Here is a 19,809-nt window from a genome sequence, read left to right as displayed (position 1 = left end):
GTCATACCGGTCCTCAGCAGCGCGAACGCGCCGATCGAAGATCCACGCGAGGCGCCGCCTTCCGTAATCTAACCGGCATATCGGGGCTTTTTTGGCGGAACGCCTTTTTTGCGGCGAGATACCTTCACAAGACCGCGCCTCATCGCCTTGACCTGGGGAAACATCTCAGTATGACGGTTGTCGAGGCGTCGCGGAGGCTGATTGCCGAGTTCGCCGACACGTCAGTGCGCAGCCACCCGTACGTCACTCGGACCTGATGGGTTGGTGGCGACCACTCATTCACAGATATTGGAGTGCGCATCAATGAATGTTCGTGGACGCGTGGCCCTGGCCGTCGCCGCGGCCGCCATCGTCGCGGTGCCGACGGTCGCCCTGGCCTCCGACGCGCACCAGGACCGCACCCAGGCCGCCAAGCAGGCCATCAAGGGTGGCAAGGCCCGCAACGTCATCCTGCTCCTCGGTGACGGCATGGGCGACAGCGAGATCACCATCGCCCGCAACTACCAGGTCGGGGCGAACGGCCGGCTGGCCATGGACAAGCTCCCGCTGACCGGTGCATACACCACGTACGCCGTGCAGAAGGCCAACCCGGAGCTGCCGGACTACGTGACCGACTCGGCCGCGTCCGGTTCCGGCTGGGCCACCGGGCACAAGACCTACAACGGCGCGATCTCGGTGCTGCCGAACGAGAAGCCGGTCCCGACGATCCTGGAACTGGCGAAGGCCGCCGGATACCGGACCGGCGACGTGTCGACCGCCGAGCTGCAGGACGCCACCCCGGCCGTACTCGGCTCGCACGTGATCAGCCGGAACTGCAAGGGCCCGGACGCGATGACCGAGTGCGCCGTCAACGACAAGCTCAACGGCGGCGCCGGCTCGATCGCCGAGCAGCTCGTGCAGACCAAGCCGGACGTCCTGCTGGGCGGCGGCAAGCAGTACTTCGACCAGACCGTCAAGGCCGGCAAGTACAAGGGTCTGACCGTCACGCAGCAGGCCCAGGTGAACGGCTACCAGATCGTCACCGACGCCGCCGGGCTGGCCGCCGCGAGCCCGAACAAGCCGATCCTCGGCGCGTTCGCCAAGAACAACATGGATCTCGAGTGGGTCGGCCCGACCCCCACCAAGACCGGCACCGCCCCGGCGAAATGCGCGACCAACACCGCGCGTACGGCGAGCCAGCCGCACCTGGTCGAGATGACCACCAAGGCGCTCGACGTGCTGGACAAGCAGACCCGACACGGCAAGAAGGGCTTCTTCCTGCAGGTCGAGGGCGCCTCGATCGACAAGCAGGACCACGCCGCCAACCCGTGCGGCCAGATCGGCGAGACCGTGGCCTTCGACGCCGCGATCAAGAAGGCCCTCGACTACCAGAAGAAGAACCCGGACACCCTGGTGGTCGTCACCGCCGACCACGGCCACACCAGCCAGATCGTGGAGACCACCACGCTCGGCTACACCGCCACCCTGGTCACGCACGACAACGCCAACATGACGATCTCGTACGCCACCTCCGACATCACCGGCTCGCAGCAGCACACCGGCACCGAGGTGCGGATCGCCGCCGGCGGCCCGCAGGCGGCCAACGTGCTCGGCGTGACCAACCAGACCGACCTGTTCTACACGATGAAGCGGGCCCTGGGTCTCAAGTAACGAGCCGCAGCGCCAGCATCGGACACCTGTCGACGGCCCGTCTCGCCGCTCCATCCAGGGGCGGCGGGACGGTGTCGCCGTTGCGCAGCACCGGAAAACCCCAGTCGTCCTCGGTGAGCATCTCGGTCAACAGTTCGGTGCAGACGCCCCGCCCGTCACACGCGGTCCAGTCGATGTGCAGTCTCATCGGGGCCCCTCCACCGCCAGGCAGCGCCCGTTCAGGTGCGCCGCGACATCCGCCTCGAAGGCCCGCATCGCGCTGAGCACCAGCCGGGCCGTACCGTCCGGATGCCGGCAGGCACCCCGCCCGGACACCAGCCGGGCCAGCCGTTGCGCCTCGGCCGCCAGCCCCGGCTCGGGGCGCCGGGCGGCCAGGTCGGCGAGCGTACCGGCCATCCGGGGCAGGCCGTTGACGCAGGGCCCGCACTGCCCGGCCACCTGGTCGGCGAGATAGCCGACGATCCGGGCCGTCTCGCTCAGCCCACAGGCGTTGCGGGGCAACGCCACGATGACGCCGGCACCGGGTGCCGCCCCGTACGGTTCGAGCGCCCGCCGGCTCACCGGGAGCGCCGGATCGGCCGGCACCCAGCCACCGTGGTAGCCGCCGATCAGCACGGCCCGCAGTTCCGCGGCCGGTCCACCGGCGGCGGCGATCAGCTCACCGAGGCGTACGCCGTACCCCGCTTCGACCACCCCCGGACGCCGCACCGCACCGCTCACCGTGGCCAGGAACGTGCCCGGCTCGTCCGCCGTTCCGGCGGTGCGGAACCAGCCGGGGCCGTGCCGCGCGATGAGCGCGAGATGGGCGAGCGTCTCGACGTTCTGCACCAGGAATCCTTTGTCGACGGTCCGGATCCGTTTGTCGGACGGCACCGCCGCACGTCCGCCGATGGCCGACACCACCGCCGTTTCCTCGCCGGAGACGAACGCGTCGGGCGCGGCGTGCAGGGTCACCGGCAAGCGGTCGTGCCGGGCCGCGAGCACCGCTCGCAGCGGCGCCAGCGCGGCCTTCGGCGCATAGAGATGAGCGGTGCCGGCCCGCGCCGCCATCCCGATCAACTGCAACCCGTCAAGGACCAGATCCGGCTGGTACGCAAGGAGAGCGCGGTCCTTCCCACTGGCCGGTTCACCCTCCGCCCCGTTCGCGATGACGACGCTACCGGGCGCGACCGCGGTGAGCTTGCGCCACACCGGGAAGCCGGCCCCGCCGCGCCCGGTGAGCCCGGCATCCCGCGCCATCCCGATGATCTGGCTCGGATCGAGGACCGGAAGCCGCCCGGGTCCCGCCGCACCGGTGCCGGCGAGCAGCCGGCGCTCCACCTGTTCCACCACGCTCGTCACTTGACCTCCTCCAGGTGGGGTCGCAGTCGCGGGGCGACCGCCCGGTCGGCCCGCGCCGGAAAACGGCTGAAGTTCGGCGAGATCCGCCACGCCAGGGCCGCGACGACCACCACGACGCAGGCGATCGAGATCGCCCACAGCCACCAGGTGCCGTTGTCGGTGCCGGTGCCCAGCCCGTGCAGGAGGGCCACCGGCCAGCACAGGTAGGCCAGCCAGTGCACGGTCCGCCAGACCCGGGCGCCCAGCCGGTGCCGCAGCAGGCTGGTGCCGACGAGCGCGACCAGCAGATCGAAGCCGAGCGTGCCGAGCCCCTGCCAGACCGGCCGGTAGTGGCCGGCGAACGGCAGCACTGTGTCGAGCAGCCGCAGTTGCGCGTACGGGTCGAACAGCAGGCTGAGCACGTGACCCACGAGGAACACGATGGCGAGCAGGGCGGCGTTGCGGTGCAGCAGGCTGACCGCGAACCGGGGCAGCCCGAACGCCGGCCGACCCGACCGGGAGCCGATGCCCAGCGCCACGACGACGGTGAGCAGGAGCAGCGAGACGACGCCACTGCCCCGGGCGAAATACCAGAGCGCGTCGGTCATGCCGGCCACCCGCCGCGCCGCACCACGTCCAGCGCGGGCGTGACCAACCGACTCGGCGCCTTGCCGAGCACCCCGGGAGCGGCGTGCCCGCGGACGATCGCAGCGGTGCTCAGGGTGTTGGCGCGCAGACAGCTGTAGGCGGCCACCGACACCGTGCGCCACACCGGCACCGCCGGCCGCCCGGTGGCCGGATCGACGATGTGGTGCAGCATCTCGCCGGGCCGGCCCCAGGTGCGTCCGGCCGTGCTCGACGTGGCCAGCGCCGCGCCGGCCGGCAGTTTGATCGTGTCGGCCGGGTCGCCGGGCCGGTCCCGCACCAGGATCTGCCAGCCGCCCGCCGGTCCCGGCCCCGCGGTGGCGATGTCTCCGCCGAGCGCGACCAGCACGCCGACGCCGAGCTCGGTGGCGATCCGCGCGGCCGCCCGATCGGCGGCGGCCGCCTTGGCGGTGGCCCCGAGATCGAGCAGAACCCCATCAGGCACGGTCAATTCGCGTACGGCCAACTTCACCGACCGCCAGTCCGGGGTGGGAAAGACCCGCACCGCCGGCGCCACCTCGCACCCGGCCAGGGCCGCGAAGTCCCGGTCGTAGCCGAGCCCGCACAACACCCCACCCACGGTCGGGTCGACGGCCCCTTCGGTCTCGCGAGCCGCGTCCAGTGCCGCCGCGACGAGATCGGCGAGCAGCGGGCTGATCGACACCGGCCGCCCACCGGCCCGGCAGGCGTAGCGCAACTCCGAGTCCTCCCGGAACCGGCTGCACGCCTCGTCGACGGCCGCCAGCTCCGCCCTGAGCATCGTTTCCGCCTCGGCCAGCCGGGCCGGCGCGGTGACCACGATCCGGGCGACGGTTCCCCAGACGTCCCACTGCGCGGTGTCCGCGCCGACCGGCAGAGTTTCCGAGAGCGGCATGTCACGACCCGCCCGAGGTGGCACTGCTGCCGCCACCGCTCGTCCCGCTGCTGTCGCTCGTCCCGCTGCTGTCGCTCGTCCCGCTGCTGTCGCTCGTCCCGCTGCTGTCGCCGGCACCGGACAGCGACGGGTAGTCGCCGGTGCTGCTCGATTGGTCGGAGGTGGTCGATTGGTCGGAGGTGCTCGTCGTGGTGGCCGACTGGTCGGACGCATAGGCCGCCACGCCGATCCCGGCCGTTCCCGCCAGTGCGGCCGCGGCCAGCGCACCGGTGAGCATCGCCGTCCGCCGTAGTCCGGTCTCCCGTTTCATCCGCGCTCCCCCTTCGTTGATGGCTCAACAAAGCGTGCGCGGCAGTTCTCGCCCTGACCTGTGCGGATCCTTCGCGGTTCCTGTGAGCGTCGACCTAAGTCGCGGCCCCCAGCCAGAACACAGCCGAATGACTGTATCGGCCCCGGGGCCCGGATCCCTATGTTGGACAACAGAATCCGCTGATCGAAGGAGCCGGGAATGTCAGAAATTCCGCAGCACACCCTCGACGACATAGCCGCAGTCAACGAGACCGGGCTCACGCCGGTGGTCTTCATCCACGGCCTGTGGCTGCTGCCGAACAGTTGGGAGCGCTGGGCCGACGTCTTCAAAGCGGCCGGCTACGCCCCGATCACCCCCGGCTGGCCCGACGACCCGGAAACCGTCGCGGAAGCCAACGCCCACCCCGAGGTGATGGCCGGCAAGACCGTCGGCCAGGTCGCCGACCACTACGCCGACATCATCGGCAAACTCGACAAGCAGCCCGCCGTGATCGGCCACTCCTTCGGCGGCCTGCTGGCCCAGATCATCGCCGGCCGCGGCCTGTCCAACGTCACCGTCGCCATCGACGCCGCCCCGTTCCAGGGCGTCCTCCCGCTGCCGATCTCGGCGTTGCGCTCCGCCTCACCCGTGCTGACCAACCCCACCAACTACCACAAGGCCATCCCCCTGACGTACGAGCAATTCCGGTACGCCTTCGCCAACACCGTCGACGAGGTCGAGGCCCGCAAGCTCTACCAGGAGTTCGCCGTCCCGGCCCCGGGCGCCCCGCTGTTCCAGGCCGCCGTGGCCAACTTCAACCCGTGGTCCGAGGTGAAGGTCGACCACGACAACCCGTCCCGCGGCCCGCTCCTGATCATCGCCGGCGAGAAGGACCACACCGTCCCGCAGGCGATCTCGGAGTACAACTTCAAAATCCAGCAGAAGAACAGCGGCACCACCGAGTTCGCCTCGATCCCCGGCCGCGGCCACTCCCTGACCATCGACAGCGGCTGGCTCGAGGTCGCCAACACGTCACTGGCCTTCGTGCAGCGTTTCGCCGAGCGCTGACCGCCTCACAACAGCCCGTGCCGCATCGCCGTAGTCACCGCGGCGGTGCGGTCAGCGACATCCAGCTTGTTGAAGACGCGCAGCAGATGCGTCTTCACGGTCGCCTCCGAAATGAAGAGCCGCCGCCCGATGTCACCGTTGGTCAGCCCGTCCGCCACCAGCCGCAGCACCTCGACCTCCCGCCCCGACAACGCCGGCCGCGCGGGCTGCCGCACCTGCCGCACCAATGTGGACGCCACGCTGGGCGCAAGCACCGTCTCCCCGCGCGCCGCCGCCCGCACCGCTTCCGCCAACTCCCGCGGCGACGCATCCTTGAGCAGATAGCCACTGGCCCCCGCCTCGATGGCCCGCAGAATGTCCCGGTCCGACTCATAGGTCGTCAGCACCATGACCCGAGTCCCGGGCACCGTGGCCAGAATCCGCTCGGTAGCCGAAACCCCATCCCCACCCGGCATCCGCAGATCCATCAGCACGATGTCCGGCCGCTCCACCGCGGCCAACTCGACACCCGCGTCCCCGGACCCCGCCTCCCCCACCACCACCAGGTCGGGCTCCGCGTCAAGCATCCCCCGAAGCCCATGCCGCACCACCGGATGGTCATCCACCAGCAGAATCCGAATAGTCACCAAGCCCCACCCCTCATCGCCCGCCCACGGATCACAACAGCTAACCCCGTTCCCCGCAGCCCGCCCCTCTCCACCCCACACCCCACACGAACGCACGCGCGGCGGATGGGCGGGGCGGACTCGGCGGGCGGGGCGGACTCGGCGGGCGGGGCGGACTCGCGGGCGGGGGAAGGGAAGGTCAAGCCGGCACCTCGAGCTCGACTGTGGTTCCGGAGTCGGGGTGGCTGCGCACGGTCAGGTTGCCGGCTACCTGGTCGGCGCGGGTTCGCATGCCGGTCAGGCCGAAACCGTTGGCGGCGGCGGGGTCGAAGCCGCGGCCGTCGTCGCGTACGACCAGGCGTACCGAGGTGGGGGTGTAGGCGAGCAGGACTGCGGCTTCGTGGGCGGCGGCGTGGCGGCGGACGTTTGTCAGGGACTCCTGGGCGGCGCGGAGCAGCACGACTTCGACGTTGGTGGGCAGCGCCCGTTCCTCGCCGGTTATCCGGACGGGGGCGGCGACTCCGGTTTCCTCGGTGAATCGGCGCGCTTGACGGCGTACGGAATCAGGCAGTGAGCCCTCGGACAACGCCGCCGGCGTCAGCGCGGCGAGCAGGGCCCGCGATTCGGCCAGGTTTTCCTTCGCGGTGCGGACGGCGAGCGCCAGCCGTTCGTCGCGCAGCGCCGGGTCGGCCGCCTGGAGCAGAGTGATGATGCTGGTGAAGCCCTGGGCGAGGGTGTCGTGGATCTCGCCGGCGAGGCGGGCTCGTTCGGCGGCCACGCCGGCTTCGTGGGAGAGGCGGGTCACCTCGACCTGGGATGCTTCCAGGGCGGCGATCAGTTGGCCGCGTTCGACGTTCTGCTCGATCACCCGGATGATCCAGAAGCCCAGCCAGATGCCGGTGGCCGCGGAGATCACCGCGATGAGCAGGTCCCATTTCACGGCCGACGGGTTCTGGACGACGTCGATCGCGGGGGTGATCAGGTTGATCACGATGACCAGGATGATGGCGCCGCGCAGGGAGGCCATCTGGAAGATCATCGGGGTCATCGCGAAGAGCAGCCAGGTGGTGAACGGGGCCGCGACGACCGCCACCGCGAAGAGGGCGATCTGCCCGACGAGGACGGGATGTGCGACGGCGTTCCGCCGGATCAGCCGGCGGCCCAGGGTCAGGTGCAGCACGGTCATCGCGGCGATGGCGCCGACCGCCAGCCAGCGGCGTCGGAGGTCGTGGCTGTCGCCGAGCAGGACCGCGGTGGCGACGGCCACCGCGACCACTCCGAAATAGGCGTCCCACCACTGCGCGTAGCGGGAATGGGCCTCGCTGCCGGTCACTGATCCTTCTCGGACCAGCGGAACGTCAGCAGGCACAACACCAATCCGATCACACACCAGGCGCCGAGAACCATGGCGGTGCGGCCGAGCTCCCACTGGCCGGCGGCTTCGTACCGCTTCATCGAGTCCGGCAGGAAGACGTACCGGAAGCCCTGGCTCATCCATTTGACCGGGAAGAACGACGCGACCGTGATCAGCCAGGCGGGCAGCTGGGTGATCGGGTGGATGAAGACGCCGGAGATGAACTGCAGGGCCACCACCGGCACGTTGAGGATCGCGCCGGCCGTGCGGGCGTGCTTGACCAGGGCGCTTACCGCGATGCCGCACAGCGTGCAGGCGATCACGGAGAGCAGGAACAGCCAGGCGAACGTCACCCAGTGCGACGCCTCCGGCATCGGCATGTCGTAGACCAGGACGCCGACGAGGAGCAGGGTGGCCACCTCGGCCACGCTCAGCACGAACACCAGGATCAACTTCCCGAGGAGGTACGCCGTGGAAGTGATCGGTGTGCCGTGCAACCGTTTGAGCGTCCCGTCCTCCCGGTCGAGCGCGAGTCCCGAGCCCATGGTGATGAAGCCGGTGTTCAGGATGCCGTACGCGATCATGCTGGCCGTGTAGACCTGGGCGACGCTGATCCCGCTGTTCTCGTAGTCGTCGCCGAAGATGGTGCCGAACAGCAGGAGCAACATGGCCGGGAACGCGAACGTGAACACCACGGCGGTGCGGTCGCGGAGGAACTGGACGATCTCCACCCGGCCCCGCGCCACGCCGTTGGCGAAGGTGCCGGGCAGCACGGCGGCAGCGGCGGTCATCAGTTCACTCCGATCAATTGAAGATAGGTGTCCTCGAGCGTCGGCCGGGTGACCGTCAGCGTGGTCAGGTCGGCTTCCTCGGCGACGAGCTTGCGGATCAGCTCGGTCGGGTCGGTGACCTGCTCGGTGTGCTGCACGCCCCCGTGGCGCCAGCTCACCTTCGCCCCGGCGGCGGCTCGTCCACCCAGCGTGGCGGGGGTGCCCTCGGCGACGATCAGACCACCGGCGAGCACCGCGAGGCGGTCGGCGAGCGCCTCGGCCTCCTCGAGATAGTGGGTGGTCAGCAGGATCGTGGTGCCCTCGGCGGCGAGGGTGCGGATCAGGTCCCAGAACTGGCGGCGGGCGGCCGGGTCGAAGCCGGTGGTGGGCTCGTCGAGGAAGAGCAGTTCGGGCCGGCCGACCATGCCGAGGGCCACGTCGACGCGGCGGCGCTGACCACCGGACAGGGCTCGGATCTTGCTTTTCCGCTTCTCGGTCAGGCCGACCAGGTCGATCACTTCCTCGACCGGGCGCGGGTCGGGGTAGAAGCCGGCGATGTGCCGCACCATCTCGGTGACGGTCAGGTCGGCGGCGTCCTCGGCGTCCTGGAGCACCACGCCGATCCGGGCCCGCCACGCCCGGCCGGCCGCACCCGGGTCCTCGCCGAGCACGCTGACCTCGCCGCCGCTGCGCTTGCGGTGACCCTCGAGGATCTCGACGGTCGTGGTCTTGCCCGCCCCGTTCGGGCCGAGCAGCGCGAACACCTCACCGCGGGTGACGCTGAGGTCGATACCGCGGACGGCGTCGTGCCCGCGATAGGTCTTGCGAAGTCCCCTGACTTCAATGGCGTCCATGCCCGCCATCGTGCACGTTGCGCACGGTCGGCCGATAGGACCGGTGAGCCGTCATCCGCTGTCCATCGTTCGGTGGACGGCGCCGGCCACGCCACCTGTGCGAGCAGTATTGGCTCATGAGCGACGAGAGTGACATCAACTTCTACTTCGATCCGATCTGCCCGTTCGCGTGGATGACGAGCAAGTGGATCCGGATCGTGCAGGAGCAACGGGACTACACCGTCGACTGGCGCTTCATCTCGCTGCGCCTGATCAACTCACATCTCGACTACGACAGTCATTTCCCGCCGGAGTACGACGCCCAGCACACCGCCGGACTACGGCTGCTCCGGGTCGCCTCGGCGGTGCGGGAGCAGCACGGCCGGGCGGCGATCGGCCCGCTGTACGCCGCGTTCGGCGCCCGCATCATGGAGACCGGCCCGGACGAGGACCGCAAGCCCGGCTGGCAGGGCACCGCCGAACTGGCCGCGGCCGCCCTCACCGAGGCCGGGCTGCCGGCCTCGCTGACCGAGCACCTCGAGGACACCTCGCGGGACGCGGAGATCCAGGCGGAATCGGATGAGGCGCTGTCGCTGACGGGCAAGGACGTCGGCACGCCGATCGTGCACTTCGAGCCGCCCGCCGGGGTCGCCTTCTTCGGGCCGGTGATCAGCCGGCTGCCGGACGAGGATCAGGCCGCCCAGCTCTGGGACCACGTCGTCGGCCTCGCCCGGTTCCCCGGATTCGCCGAGCTCAAGCGCAGCCTGCGGGAGCAGCCGCAACTGCCGTCGTTCGGGGTCACCACGCAGGAGACCGGCAAGGTCGAGGACTGGCACGCCGGAAGCCGGCGGCTGCGGAAGTAGACACCGCGGCCGGCCACGACGCCGGCCCCCGGCCTATTCCCAGCGCATCTTCTTGATCGCCGCGGTCACGCAGACGACGGCCCAGGCGGCGAGGCTGATCCAGTCGCCGCCGGGCACCGCGGCGGCGTGCGAAAGCGTCGCGCGCAGGGCGTCGGCGTGGGCCGCCAGCGGCAGCACGACGGCCGCGGCGGGAGTGGTGAACATGATGCCGCCGGCCGCCAGCATCAGCACGTAGAGCAGGGTGGCCGCGCCGGTCGTCGTCTCCGGCTTGAGCACGCTGGCCAGCAGCAGCGCCAACCCGCTGTAGGCGGCGGTGGCCAGCACCGTCACCCCGATCGCGGGCAGGATCTGGCCGCCGTGCGGGCGCCAGCCGACCGCGACGCCGACCGCCGCCAGCACCAGCAACTGCACCACGATCAGGCCGAGCACCGCGGCGGTCTTCGAGACCAGCAGGCCGGGACGGGTCAGCGGGGAGGCCCCGAGTCGTTTGAGGACGCCGTAGCTGCGCTCGTAACCGGTGGTGATCGCCTGACCGGTGAACGCGGTCGACAGCACGGTGAGCGCCAGCACGCCGGGAACCACGAACGCGAGGCGATCATCGCCCGGCACGGTGGTGACATGGGTGAGGCCGGCGCCGAGCAGAACCAGCAGGGGTACGCCCATGGCCAGCACCACGGCTTCGCCACGGCGCGCGGTGAGGGTCAGCTCCATCCGGATCTGGCTGCGCAGGATCGCCCGCATCGGGGCGCGGGCCGGGGCCGGGGCGAAGGTCCCGCTCATCGACTGACTCCTGCCTTGTTGTCCGCGGTCAGCGCGAGGTAGACGTCCTCGAGGGTGCGCCGGCGCGAGTTGACCGCGGTGACCTGGGCGCCCGCCGTCGCGAACCACGCCAGGGCCTCGGCCAGCGCGGCCGCGTCCAGGCGACCGGTGATCACGTACTCCCCCGGGGTCTTCTCCTCCGCGCTGAAGTGCGCGCTCCGCGGTTGGAGACCGGCCTCCGCGCGTACCTCCAGCAGGTCGATGCCGGCCGCGGCCGTGAGTTCCGCCGGGGTTCCGGTGGCCGCGACGCGGCCGGCTCGCATTATCACCACGTCGTCGGCGAGCTTCTCGGCCTCGTCCAGCAGGTGGGTCGTGAGCAGGACGCTCACCCCGTCGTCGGTCAGTTCCTCGATCAGTTGCCACGTGGTGTGCCGGGCCTCGGTGTCCATGCCCGCCGTGGGCTCGTCGAGGAAGACCAGCTCGGGCCGCCCGACCAGGGCGATCGCCAGGGAGAGCCGCTGCTGTTCGCCGCCGGAGAGCCGGCGGAACCGGGTGCGCTCGAACTTGCGCAGGCCGAGGCGGTCGATGAGCATCTCGGGGTCCAGCGGGTTGGCCGAGAACGACGCGAACAGGCGGAGGATCTCACCGGCCGTCGCCCACGGGTAGATGCCGCCGGACTGCAGCATGATGCCGAGCCGGGGCATCAGCTCGTCGTGGTCCTCGATCGGGTCGAGGCCGAGCACCCGGCACTCGCCGGCGTCGGCCGGCCGGAAGCCCTCACACACCTGGAGCAGGCTGGTCTTGCCGGCGCCGTTGTGCCCGAGCAGCGCCAGGACCCGGCCGCGCGGCACGGTCAGCGACACCTCGTCGACGGCGGTCGTGGCGCCGTAGCGCACGACGACGTCCCGCACCTGGACCGCGTCGTCACTCACCCTTGAGACCCCTTCCGACCCCGGCAACCTTACGTGCCGGCCACCGACACCCCGCCCCGGCATGGCCGACCTCACTCTGCACCCGTCGGTAGGGTGCACGCATGACCGTGGTGGAGATCTACACCGACGGGGCGTGCGTCCCCAACCCCGGCCCGGGTGGCTGGGGTGCCGTGCTGCGTTACGGCTCCCGCGAGAAGGATCTCTGCGGCGGGACGGCCGAATCCACCACAAACAATCGTATGGAACTGCTCGCGCCGATCAGCGCCCTGGAGGCCCTCAACCGCGCGCCGATGACAGTCATGCTCTACACCGACAGCACATACGTGCGTAACGGCATCACCAAGTGGCTGCCGACGTGGAAGCGCAACGGCTGGACCACGTCCGGGAAGCAGCCGGTCAAGAACGTCGACCTGTGGCAACGGCTGGAGGCCGCGGCCGCGCGCCATGAGGTGCAGTGGCACTGGGTGAAGGGCCACGCCGGTCACCCGGAGAACGAGCGCGCCGACCGGCTGGCCGCCCGCGGCCTGCAGGAAGCCCTAACCAAGGTCTCGTAACGCCCGCACGAAGGCCTCGCGGTCGTCGATCGAAGCCAGAAGATCATTTTCTGCGGTACGGATCTCGCGCTGGATCGCGCGCTGCTTCTGCACCCCCTTCTCGGTGAGGCGAAGCAGGCGTACCCGACGGTCGGCCGGGTCGGTCTCGCGCTCGATCAGGCCACGTTTCTGCAGGTCGTCGAGGGTCGGAATGAGCCGGGTCTTGTCGGCGCCGATGCTCTGCGCCAGCGCCGCCTGAGTGCGGACCGTCCGGCTCCCCCGCAGCGCGTTCAGCACGACGTAGCCCCACATGGTCACGTCGTGCCGCGCCAGGATCGGCTCCTCCATGGCGATCAGGCGGCGTCCCAGCCGCATCACCATCGCGCCCAGGTCGGGCCGCTCGCTCTCCACCCCCCGATCTTCCTACCCTTGCCAAACCATAAGCACATGTAGATGATAAGCAAGTGCATATGGATTTGCTGACCGCCGACCGGACCGCCGTGTCCCGCACCGTCGACCTCGTCGCCCGGGCCACCGACCGGTCGCTTCCCACCCCCTGCGCCGGGTGGGACCTGGGTGCGCTGATCGCGCACATGACCGAACAACACCGGATCTTCGCTTCCGCGGCGCGGGGCGGAGCCCCAGTTCCTGAAGTACGCACGTACGCCGCGGCCGCCGAGCTGGTTCTCGACGCGTTCGCGCAACCGGGAGTGCTCGACCGGCCGGTCCAACTCACCGAGATCCACCCCACCGCCACCTTCCCGGGCCGCCAGGCGATCGGGTTCCACCTCGTCGACTACGTCGTGCACGGCTGGGACGTGGCGGCGACGCTCGGCATCGCGTACCCCTCGTCGCCGGAAATCCTCGCGCTCACCCTGCCGATCGCCCGCGCCGTGCCCGACGGCGCGGCGCGGCAGGGGCCGCGGGCCGCCTTCGCACCCGCCCGCGCGATCCGGGCCGGCGCCTCACCGCTCGACGAGATCCTGCTGCTCCTCGGCCGGGACCCGGCGTTCGGCGGGTCGTGACCGCCGGCCGGCCCGGTGTCGTGTCGGCCGGCCGGTCCGGTGTCGGCCGGTCCGGTTAGGAAGGTCGATGGCCCTCGACTACGGGGTCATCCTTCCCGGCGACACCGCGACCGAGCAGCTCGAGCTGGCGGTGCTGGCCGACGAGTCGCGCTGGGACGGTGTCTCCGTGTGGGAGGCGGGCTACGGCGTCGACGCCTGGTCGCTGCTCAGCGCGCCGGCCGGCCGCACTAGGGCATCGACCTGAGCCGGGCGGCGTGGTCGGGTTCGCCCTCGTATGCCGGCGCCCACTGTTCGTTCGAGCTGACCCGCCTCAAGTCGATGCGCCGGGTGCTGCGCTGCGACGGCGTCATCCCCGGCCACGCCCCAGCCCCGCCGCCGTCCGCGAGATGCGCGAATGGTTCGCCCAGGGTGCCGCCCCCGACATCCCGGCCGAGGGCGAGACCCCACCGACAGGCGGCGCCGAACCGGTCGCGCCGTGGGCCGCGGCCGGCCGCCCCTGGTGGAGGGAAATCCGCTGGCCGGCCGCCGACCACGCCGAGCTCCCCGCTCGCATCGCCGCCGGCCCACCCGCCCGAGGCCGGCCGGTCAGATCCGGCCGGTCAGATCCGGCCGGTCAGATGCAACCGGTCAGATCCGGGGCATCACGGCCTCGACGATCTTCTTCGAGTCAGCCAGGTTCCGCTCGTCGGTGCCACCGCGGGAGTAGACGTCGATCTGGACGGTGCCGTAAAGCACGTACAGGTGGCCGGACAGCTGGAACGCGTCCTCGCCCACCCCACTCACCTTCTGGGCGCCGGAGATCTGCAGGTTGAACTCGTCCTCGGTGGTGCGGCCCAGGAAGAGCACCAGTTGCCCGCTGTCCTGCTGCCACTGGCAGTACCGGGTGGCGTCGCCGGGCTTGGCGTCGTCCTTGTCGACCTGGGTGATCTGCCGGCCGGTCAGGGCGGTCACCTCGGCCTTGCTGAGCAGTGTGCACGGATCGGGCAGGTCGCCCTTGTCCTTCGCCGAGCCGACCCCGCTCACCGCCGACCCGGTGGGCGTCGGCTGAGCCGTACCGCTGCCGCTTGTCGGCTGACCGCCGGCAGCGGACGCGGAGTTTCCGTCGGTCTTGTCGTCGAGCAGGCCGCAGCCGCTGAGCGCGACGACGGCGAACGAGACAACGACCATTGCGCTGAGGCGCTTCATCTTCTCCCCTGGGGTGGTGCCCGGAACCCTGTGTCTGAACAGGCTCGCGGGTCACCGGGGCCGCGCCAATGACCTGACGGCCTAGTTGACACGTTGGCGGTGGAACTTCCCTCGTTCGGATGCCCTAGGCCAACCGCGAGTGGTAAGCCGACCAGACCTTTTTGGGCACCACCATTCGCCAGGCGTCCACCACCAGTTCGGTCATCCGCTCCTCGTCCAACCGGGACAACCAGGCCTGCACCCAGTTGAACCGCATGTCGGACTCGCCCGGCAGATGAAACAGCTGAGGCTCGGCCGCGACCAGATCGTCGCGCTCCTCCTTGGGAAAGGCGAACCCCATGACCGTCTCGTCACGCGAGAAGGCCACATAGACGATCGCGCCGACCCGGAACTTCACCCGGTCGTGGATCAGGTGCTCGGAACTGCGCGGCAGCTCGCGGCAGACCCGGCGAACACCCTCGACAGTGACCATGCCGAGACCGTACGCCGGGGGTACGACATCACGCCTGACGCGGCTTCGGCACCGGCAACCGCGTCGTGGAGTCCTCCGGCAGCGGCGGCAGCGATCCAGGCACCCGGGCCCGGAAAACCCGGTCCGGCGGCAGCCGATAGGTAGCCGCCTGGACAAGCTCATCCGGAACGGTATGCCGCCCGGTCGACTCCGGCTCCGGCTCCGCCCCCGACTCCGCCCCGCCCCGCGCCCCGGACTCCGCCCCCGTGCTGACCGACGCATTCCGGGCGGTCTCGGCGGCCAGCCGGGCCTCAGCGGCCAGCCCGGCCTCGGCTCCGGGCGCGCCGACGACGGCATCCGGCATCCCACTGCCCGGCCCCGGCATCCCGAAGCCGTTCACTCCCCCGAACATCACTCCCTGCTCCGACCCCCGGGAAGCGCTCAGCCCCCGCCACAACCGACTCCCCCGGCGCCGCCCGGCCCCGACATCCCTCGCTGCCCCGCCGTCCCTCGCTGCCCCGACATCCCTCGCTGCCCCGACATCCCTCGCTCCGGCCGCCGCCGAGCCGAACCGCCCCGGCCCCCGATCGCGCCCGGCACCGTCCGATACGGAGAGCGCTTCGCCGGAGCCGACTCCCGCCGCCGCCGAGGACACCCCGCCCGCCTCACCCGCTCCCGAGATGGGTTCAGCCGTGGTCGCCGAAGCGGCCCCGGGCAGTGCGGCAAGGTCCGCCCCGGGCGCCGCGTCCGGACCCCCCACGACGGAAAGGCCGTGATCCGCTCGGCCGTTCTCCGGAAGGGCGGGATCGGGTGTGGAGACGATTCTTTCCGCTTTGCCGGACGACGGCATCGGGGTCGGACGAGGTATCGCCCGCGGTTTGGAGGGGGCCGAACCCCTGTCGAGAGGTGCGTCGTCAGGGGACCTCGGCACGTCGCGCGGGGAGTTCGGGTCGGGGAACGGCCGGTAGACCACTCCGCCGACGGCCGACGGCTCGGCTACGACCCGCGGTGACGGCGGGGGTGGGACCGGGAAGCCCAGGGAGGTCGCCTCGTTCTCGCCGGCGGAGGGCCTCCGGGACGAGGGAATCGGCGACGAGCCCGGGGTCGCCGAGCGACGCAGCAGTGCCGACTGGCCGACCGGCTCCGACCGCCGGCGCTTCTGGTCCGGAAGCGGTCCGCCACTCACTGCGGCGGCACCGCCCAAGGAGGTGCCGACGCCAGGGGCGGCACCGCTCGAGGGGGCCAGGAGGTCAGGCCCGGCACCGCTCGAGGGAGCAAGAAGACCGGGCGCGGCGGCACCGCCCGCGGGAGAGACGAAACCCGGCGCCGCGGCACCGGCCGCGGAGGAGACCGGGCCGGAGGCCGCCGCGCTGCCCGCGGGAGAGACCAGGCCGGGCGCGCTGCCCGCGGGAGGGGCGAGGCCGGGCGCGCTGCTCACCGGCGGGACGGGGCCGGGGGCGGGGGCGTTACGCCGGGACGGGCCGGGACGGGCGGCTGGGGAACGGCCCACCACGGCGCCGGAGCGGTGGGCTCGACGGCCGGAGACGGCGCGGGCGGCCAGGCTGAAGACGCTGCGGGTGCCGGTCTCGTAGCCGTCGCGGTAGGCCTCTTCGCGATCGTCGGCCGTCTGCCGCCGCTGGTGCGTCCGGCCGGCGAAGTAGCCGCAGCAGGTCACGAACACGGCCAGCAGGGTGAAGATCAGCACTGAGTTGCCGGGGGCGTCCATGGTGACGATTTTGACGGAGTTGATCGATCATCAGCTATGGCCCGTTTGACGTACCCCGATGGAAGTAGAACGGCCGGCACGGTTCAGCCAAGGGTGGCGACCCACGCGGCGATCTGGGCGCGCCGGGAGACGCCGAGCTTGGTGCGGATGTGCTCGACATGGGCGGCCGCGGTCTTCGGGGCGATCACCAGTTTGGCGGCGATCTCGCGGTTGGTCAGGCCGGCCGCGACCAGATGGGCGACCTCGACCTCGCGCGGGGACAGCGCGGGCAGGGCCGGCAGCGCGGGCGACCCGGGGGCAATCGCGGAGTCGATCGGGTCGTCCGGCGACGACAGATATCCGGGCACGGGAACGCCGACCCCGGCGTACGCCTGTCTGGCCGTTGCCAGCAAGGCCGCCGCCTCGCCCGGCCGGCGGCTGCGCGCAGCGCACCGTGACTGGTCGACAAGCGCGGCCGTGCCCTCCCAGAATCGCTGCCGGCCGGTCCAGAACCGGGCCGCCTCGGCCAGTTCCGAGCGGGCTTTGCCGGTTTGGCCCTCGTGGAGATGGATGAGGCCGCGGGCGTGGGTGAGGGCGCCGAGGGTTCCCGGGATCCGGCGTTCGGCGAGCAGTTCCGCGGTCCGGCCGAGCCATTCCCGCGCGGCCGTCGAGCCGGCGCGGGCGAGGTGGGCGCGAACTCCGGTGATCACGTACGGGAAGAGGTAGGCGGCGTCGCGGACCCGGGCGGACGCCTCGAAGCCGTTCTCGCAACGCCGCACCGCGGTGGCGTGGTCGCCGCTGACGAGAGCGACTTCGGCGAGGCCCCACCAGGCCGGCGACACGCGTTGGAGTTCGCGCATGCCGGAGCCGAGCGAGGCTGCCTCGCCGAGGTGTTCGGTGGCGGTGGCGACCGCCCCGCGCCCCATCGCGAGGAATCCGAGCACGTGCAACGCGGTGATTCGGGTGGTGATGCCGCCGCTGTCGGCGACGGCCTGCCGGGCGGCCGATTCCGCGCCGAGCCAGTCGCCGGTGGCCCAGCGGACGTGCGCGAGATGGGCGGTCAGGTAGTTGCGGTCGTTGATCTGCTCGACCCGTTCGGCGTAGGCGATTCCTTCGGGCAACCATCGCAGCGCCGACGCGTACTCGACGAGCACCGACATGCTGGAGCCGATCATCCGGTAGCCGCGCGCGGTCTGCCCCTCGAACCGCCAGCCCTGTGCGCGCGTGATGGACCCTTCCAGGAGCTGTGTTCCTTCGTCGAGCCGGCCGGCGAACAGCAACACCGACCCGAGTGTCGCGTCGAGGTTGCAGCGCATGGCGCGGTCGCAGTCCTCGACCGCGATGGACCTGGCGAATTCGCCGTCCTCGATCGCCTCGGCCAGCCGCCGGTCGAGCATGTACGCCGCGGCCAGGGCGGCGTGGATGTTGCCCCGCACCTCCTGGGCCGCGGAGTCGTCGCGGAACGCGATGAGCGGAAGGGCTCCACGCAGGGCCGCCGCCCGCTCCTCAAGGCCGGCGCCGAGCAGGTGCCGGGTGGCCACCCAGTCGGGCACGAGCGCGGCCGCCGCGAGCCGGTCGTAGAGCGACATCCGTAACCGGTAGGCCTCCGCGTAGGCCGACGACGCGCCCGCGTTGTCGTCGATCGCGGCGAGTTCCGCGGCCAGGGCGGTCAGCAGCGCGGCCCGGGTCTCGATCGGCATCGTTTCCGCCGCCGTGCGCTGGGCCCGCCGGTAGAGTTCCGCCGCCTCGCGGTGGGCCGACATCTCGGCCGCCGAGCGGGCCGCCTCCATCGCGTTCGCGAAGGCCGGCTCGCGAAGCGCGGCCCGCTCGTACTGATCGCTCACGAAGGCGGCCGGGAAGCCCGCCTCGACGGCCGCCGCGGCGGCGCGGGCGTGCAGTTCGCGCCGCCGGTGCGGGGCGAGGTCGGCGTAGAGCGCGTCGCGGATGAGCGCGTGCCGGAAGTCGAACGTCGAGCGGTCGGCGTGGGCCTGCACGAAGAACCGGTCACTGAGTTCGCGCAACCCGTCGTCGACGGCGGCCGGCCCGTCGCCGGTGATGGCCGTCAGCAGGTCGAGGTCGAACGAGCGGCCGAGCACCGAGGCGACCCCGGCCAGTTCACGGGCCGGCTCGGACAGGGCGAAGGCACGAGCCAGGACGGCGTCGGCGAGGGTGTCCGGAACGCTTTCCCGGGACGCCAGGAATTCCTCGACGTGCAGCGGGATGCCGTCGCTGCGGGCGAACACGTCGCCGGTCACCGCACCCGGCAACGCGGACCCGGCGATGGCCGCTGCCATGGCCGCGGTGTCGGCCCGGCTGAGCCGGGTGAGCCGCACCTCCTCGGCATGCCGCTGGGTCAGCAGCCGGGTCCGCCACGACCGCATCGGAACCCGCGGGTAGAGCTCGTCGCTGCGGTAGGTGCCGACCACCAGCAACGGCAGGGTGGCGGCCCGGCGGCCCAACCGGGCCAGCACGTCGAGCGTCAGGTCGTCGGCCCAGTGCAGATCCTCGGCCGTGATCAGGGTCGGCCCGGTGACCGCGGCGGCGATCAGTTCGGCCAGGTCGGCCACGAGCAGACGCCGCTGCCGGGCCGCGTCGCCGTCGGCGAACTCCCGGAGCCGCCGGGAAACGCCCGCCCCGGCCGCCAAGGTCACCGGATTTCGCAGCAGTTCGGCGCCCAGATCGGCCAGAACCGCGCCGGCGACCTCGCTGTCACCCGGCGACGCTCCGGCGCCCACCACGGTGAAACCGGCCGCCCGCCGGACGATCTCGGCGAGCAGCCGGGTCTTGCCGATGCCCGCTTCGCCGGCGAGGAACAGCAGTTCGCCGCTCCCCCGCGCGGCCAGGCCGAGCCGGCGCGCGGCGAGCGCCACCAGATCGTCGCGCCCGACGAGGATCGGGCTGCTGAGCGCGCTGTCCACGCTCGCGACTTTAGGTCACCCCGGGGGGCC

The 19,809-nt window shown here is 71.5% G+C and carries 22 protein-coding genes; 6 read left to right on the top strand and 16 right to left on the bottom strand.

Annotated features, from left to right (window positions below; all coding sequences use genetic code 11):
* Nucleotides 1-303 precede the first annotated feature (303 nt).
* On the top strand, nt 304-1,650 hold the full coding sequence (phoA, locus tag Afe05nite_RS34755; protein WP_203821530.1) for an alkaline phosphatase: 1,347 nt from the start codon (nt 304-306) through the stop codon (nt 1,648-1,650).
* Here the strand turns inward: phoA and Afe05nite_RS34750 are convergent.
* From Afe05nite_RS34750 to Afe05nite_RS34730, 5 genes are read right to left on the bottom strand one after another with little or no spacing between them, the layout of a single operon-like run.
* A complete protein-coding gene (locus Afe05nite_RS34750; RefSeq protein ID WP_203821529.1) occupies nt 1,643-1,837 on the bottom strand; it encodes a ferredoxin in 195 nt (64 codons plus the stop codon). The genes phoA and Afe05nite_RS34750 overlap by 8 nt on opposite strands.
* On the bottom strand, nt 1,834-2,991 hold the full coding sequence (locus Afe05nite_RS34745) for an NADH-ubiquinone oxidoreductase-F iron-sulfur binding region domain-containing protein (protein ID WP_203821528.1): 1,158 nt from the start codon (nt 2,989-2,991) through the stop codon (nt 1,834-1,836). Before Afe05nite_RS34745 ends, Afe05nite_RS34750 begins: the two co-directional genes overlap by 4 nt.
* Nucleotides 2,988-3,578: a ferric reductase-like transmembrane domain-containing protein gene (locus Afe05nite_RS34740; RefSeq protein WP_239118420.1), complete on the bottom strand. Its 591-nt coding sequence runs from the start codon at nt 3,576-3,578 to the stop codon at nt 2,988-2,990. Before Afe05nite_RS34740 ends, Afe05nite_RS34745 begins: the two co-directional genes overlap by 4 nt.
* Nucleotides 3,575-4,489, bottom strand: coding sequence for an FAD:protein FMN transferase (locus tag Afe05nite_RS34735; RefSeq protein ID WP_203821526.1), 915 nt, complete (start codon nt 4,487-4,489; stop codon nt 3,575-3,577). Before Afe05nite_RS34735 ends, Afe05nite_RS34740 begins: the two co-directional genes overlap by 4 nt.
* A 1-nt stretch (nt 4,490) precedes the next feature.
* Complete coding sequence (locus Afe05nite_RS34730; protein WP_203821525.1) at nt 4,491-4,799, bottom strand: hypothetical protein; 309 nt, start codon at nt 4,797-4,799, stop codon at nt 4,491-4,493.
* A gap of 198 nt (nt 4,800-4,997) precedes the next feature.
* Between Afe05nite_RS34730 and Afe05nite_RS34725 the strand changes: the two genes are divergently transcribed.
* The gene (locus Afe05nite_RS34725; RefSeq protein ID WP_203821524.1) at nt 4,998-5,846 is read left to right on the top strand and encodes an alpha/beta hydrolase; all 849 of its coding nucleotides are present in this window, start codon (nt 4,998-5,000) and stop codon (nt 5,844-5,846) included.
* Between the two features lie 5 nt (nt 5,847-5,851).
* Here Afe05nite_RS34725 and Afe05nite_RS34720 read toward each other — a convergent pair whose 3' ends face one another.
* The 4 genes from Afe05nite_RS34720 to Afe05nite_RS34705 form a co-directional block, all read right to left on the bottom strand.
* Complete coding sequence (locus Afe05nite_RS34720) at nt 5,852-6,466, bottom strand: response regulator (RefSeq protein WP_438869413.1); 615 nt, start codon at nt 6,464-6,466, stop codon at nt 5,852-5,854.
* Between the two features lie 184 nt (nt 6,467-6,650).
* Complete coding sequence (locus tag Afe05nite_RS34715) at nt 6,651-7,784, bottom strand: sensor histidine kinase (RefSeq protein WP_239118419.1); 1,134 nt, start codon at nt 7,782-7,784, stop codon at nt 6,651-6,653.
* Nucleotides 7,781-8,596, bottom strand: a complete 816-nt coding sequence (locus tag Afe05nite_RS34710; protein WP_203821523.1) for an ABC transporter permease — start codon at nt 8,594-8,596, stop codon at nt 7,781-7,783. Before Afe05nite_RS34710 ends, Afe05nite_RS34715 begins: the two co-directional genes overlap by 4 nt.
* Nucleotides 8,596-9,429, bottom strand: a complete 834-nt coding sequence (locus Afe05nite_RS34705) for an ABC transporter ATP-binding protein (protein WP_203821522.1) — start codon at nt 9,427-9,429, stop codon at nt 8,596-8,598. The genes Afe05nite_RS34710 and Afe05nite_RS34705 overlap by 1 nt, the downstream gene beginning before the upstream one ends.
* 116 nt (nt 9,430-9,545) lie before the next feature.
* Between Afe05nite_RS34705 and Afe05nite_RS34700 the strand changes: the two genes are divergently transcribed.
* Nucleotides 9,546-10,271: a mycothiol-dependent nitroreductase Rv2466c family protein gene (locus tag Afe05nite_RS34700; protein ID WP_203821521.1), complete on the top strand. Its 726-nt coding sequence runs from the start codon at nt 9,546-9,548 to the stop codon at nt 10,269-10,271.
* A gap of 33 nt (nt 10,272-10,304) precedes the next feature.
* Here the strand turns inward: Afe05nite_RS34700 and Afe05nite_RS34695 are convergent, their stop codons facing one another.
* Nucleotides 10,305-11,051, bottom strand: coding sequence for an ABC transporter permease (locus tag Afe05nite_RS34695; RefSeq protein WP_239118418.1), 747 nt, complete (start codon nt 11,049-11,051; stop codon nt 10,305-10,307).
* Entirely contained in the window at nt 11,048-11,962 is a 915-nt protein-coding gene (locus Afe05nite_RS34690) for an ABC transporter ATP-binding protein (protein ID WP_203821520.1), read from the bottom strand. The genes Afe05nite_RS34695 and Afe05nite_RS34690 overlap by 4 nt, the downstream gene beginning before the upstream one ends.
* Nucleotides 11,963-12,063: 101 nt before the next feature.
* Here Afe05nite_RS34690 and rnhA point away from each other — a divergent pair, with 101 nt between their 5' ends.
* Nucleotides 12,064-12,516, top strand: coding sequence for a ribonuclease HI (rnhA, locus tag Afe05nite_RS34685; protein ID WP_203821519.1), 453 nt, complete (start codon nt 12,064-12,066; stop codon nt 12,514-12,516).
* Here the strand turns inward: rnhA and Afe05nite_RS34680 are convergent.
* On the bottom strand, nt 12,499-12,906 hold the full coding sequence (locus tag Afe05nite_RS34680; protein WP_239118417.1) for a MarR family winged helix-turn-helix transcriptional regulator: 408 nt from the start codon (nt 12,904-12,906) through the stop codon (nt 12,499-12,501). The genes rnhA and Afe05nite_RS34680 overlap by 18 nt on opposite strands.
* 59 nt (nt 12,907-12,965) lie before the next feature.
* Between Afe05nite_RS34680 and Afe05nite_RS34675 the strand changes: the two genes are divergently transcribed.
* Nucleotides 12,966-13,520 carry a TIGR03086 family metal-binding protein gene (locus Afe05nite_RS34675; protein WP_203821518.1) on the top strand — a complete coding sequence of 185 codons (555 nt, stop codon included), beginning with the start codon at nt 12,966-12,968 and terminating at the stop codon, nt 13,518-13,520.
* Between the two features lie 67 nt (nt 13,521-13,587).
* The gene (locus Afe05nite_RS34670; RefSeq protein ID WP_203821517.1) at nt 13,588-13,764 is read left to right on the top strand and encodes a hypothetical protein; all 177 of its coding nucleotides are present in this window, start codon (nt 13,588-13,590) and stop codon (nt 13,762-13,764) included.
* Between the two features lie 383 nt (nt 13,765-14,147).
* Here the strand turns inward: Afe05nite_RS34670 and Afe05nite_RS34665 are convergent, their stop codons facing one another.
* The 4 genes from Afe05nite_RS34665 to Afe05nite_RS34650 form a co-directional block, all read right to left on the bottom strand.
* Nucleotides 14,148-14,705 carry a DUF3558 family protein gene (locus Afe05nite_RS34665; protein ID WP_203821516.1) on the bottom strand — a complete coding sequence of 186 codons (558 nt, stop codon included), beginning with the start codon at nt 14,703-14,705 and terminating at the stop codon, nt 14,148-14,150.
* Between the two features lie 124 nt (nt 14,706-14,829).
* A complete protein-coding gene (locus tag Afe05nite_RS34660; RefSeq protein ID WP_203821515.1) occupies nt 14,830-15,177 on the bottom strand; it encodes an MmcQ/YjbR family DNA-binding protein in 348 nt (115 codons plus the stop codon).
* Between the two features lie 28 nt (nt 15,178-15,205).
* Nucleotides 15,206-15,568, bottom strand: a complete 363-nt coding sequence (locus tag Afe05nite_RS34655; RefSeq protein WP_203821514.1) for a hypothetical protein — start codon at nt 15,566-15,568, stop codon at nt 15,206-15,208.
* Between the two features lie 1,397 nt (nt 15,569-16,965).
* A complete protein-coding gene (locus Afe05nite_RS34650) occupies nt 16,966-19,779 on the bottom strand; it encodes a helix-turn-helix transcriptional regulator (protein ID WP_203821513.1) in 2,814 nt (937 codons plus the stop codon).
* Nucleotides 19,780-19,809: the final 30 nt, after the last annotated feature.

The organism is Paractinoplanes ferrugineus (genome assembly GCF_016862195.1).
GTDB lineage: Bacteria > Actinomycetota > Actinomycetes > Mycobacteriales > Micromonosporaceae > Actinoplanes > Actinoplanes ferrugineus.
Note: the sequence above shows the minus strand (reverse complement) of the source record. Positions and strands in the feature narration are given on the sequence as shown.

What these genes read in the sequence shown, in the direction of transcription:
- Afe05nite_RS34655 (WP_203821514.1), bottom strand. Translation starts at nt 15,568, where the DNA reads ATGTTCGGGGGAGTGAACGGCTTCGGGATGCCGGGGCCGGGCAGTGGG.
- Afe05nite_RS34750 (WP_203821529.1), bottom strand. Translation starts at nt 1,837, where the DNA reads ATGAGACTGCACATCGACTGGACCGCGTGTGACGGGCGGGGCGTCTGC.
- Afe05nite_RS34700 (WP_203821521.1), top strand. Translation starts at nt 9,546, where the DNA reads ATGAGCGACGAGAGTGACATCAACTTCTACTTCGATCCGATCTGCCCG.
- Afe05nite_RS34675 (WP_203821518.1), top strand. Translation starts at nt 12,966, where the DNA reads ATGGATTTGCTGACCGCCGACCGGACCGCCGTGTCCCGCACCGTCGAC.
- Afe05nite_RS34670 (WP_203821517.1), top strand. Translation starts at nt 13,588, where the DNA reads ATGGCCCTCGACTACGGGGTCATCCTTCCCGGCGACACCGCGACCGAG.
- phoA (WP_203821530.1), top strand. Translation starts at nt 304, where the DNA reads ATGAATGTTCGTGGACGCGTGGCCCTGGCCGTCGCCGCGGCCGCCATC.
- Afe05nite_RS34665 (WP_203821516.1), bottom strand. Translation starts at nt 14,705, where the DNA reads ATGAAGCGCCTCAGCGCAATGGTCGTTGTCTCGTTCGCCGTCGTCGCG.
- Afe05nite_RS34710 (WP_203821523.1), bottom strand. Translation starts at nt 8,596, where the DNA reads ATGACCGCCGCTGCCGCCGTGCTGCCCGGCACCTTCGCCAACGGCGTG.
- Afe05nite_RS34705 (WP_203821522.1), bottom strand. Translation starts at nt 9,429, where the DNA reads ATGGACGCCATTGAAGTCAGGGGACTTCGCAAGACCTATCGCGGGCAC.
- Afe05nite_RS34740 (WP_239118420.1), bottom strand. Translation starts at nt 3,578, where the DNA reads ATGACCGACGCGCTCTGGTATTTCGCCCGGGGCAGTGGCGTCGTCTCG.
- rnhA (WP_203821519.1), top strand. Translation starts at nt 12,064, where the DNA reads ATGACCGTGGTGGAGATCTACACCGACGGGGCGTGCGTCCCCAACCCC.
- Afe05nite_RS34735 (WP_203821526.1), bottom strand. Translation starts at nt 4,489, where the DNA reads ATGCCGCTCTCGGAAACTCTGCCGGTCGGCGCGGACACCGCGCAGTGG.
- Afe05nite_RS34660 (WP_203821515.1), bottom strand. Translation starts at nt 15,177, where the DNA reads ATGGTCACTGTCGAGGGTGTTCGCCGGGTCTGCCGCGAGCTGCCGCGC.
- Afe05nite_RS34730 (WP_203821525.1), bottom strand. Translation starts at nt 4,799, where the DNA reads ATGAAACGGGAGACCGGACTACGGCGGACGGCGATGCTCACCGGTGCG.
- Afe05nite_RS34695 (WP_239118418.1), bottom strand. Translation starts at nt 11,051, where the DNA reads ATGAGCGGGACCTTCGCCCCGGCCCCGGCCCGCGCCCCGATGCGGGCG.
- Afe05nite_RS34725 (WP_203821524.1), top strand. Translation starts at nt 4,998, where the DNA reads ATGTCAGAAATTCCGCAGCACACCCTCGACGACATAGCCGCAGTCAAC.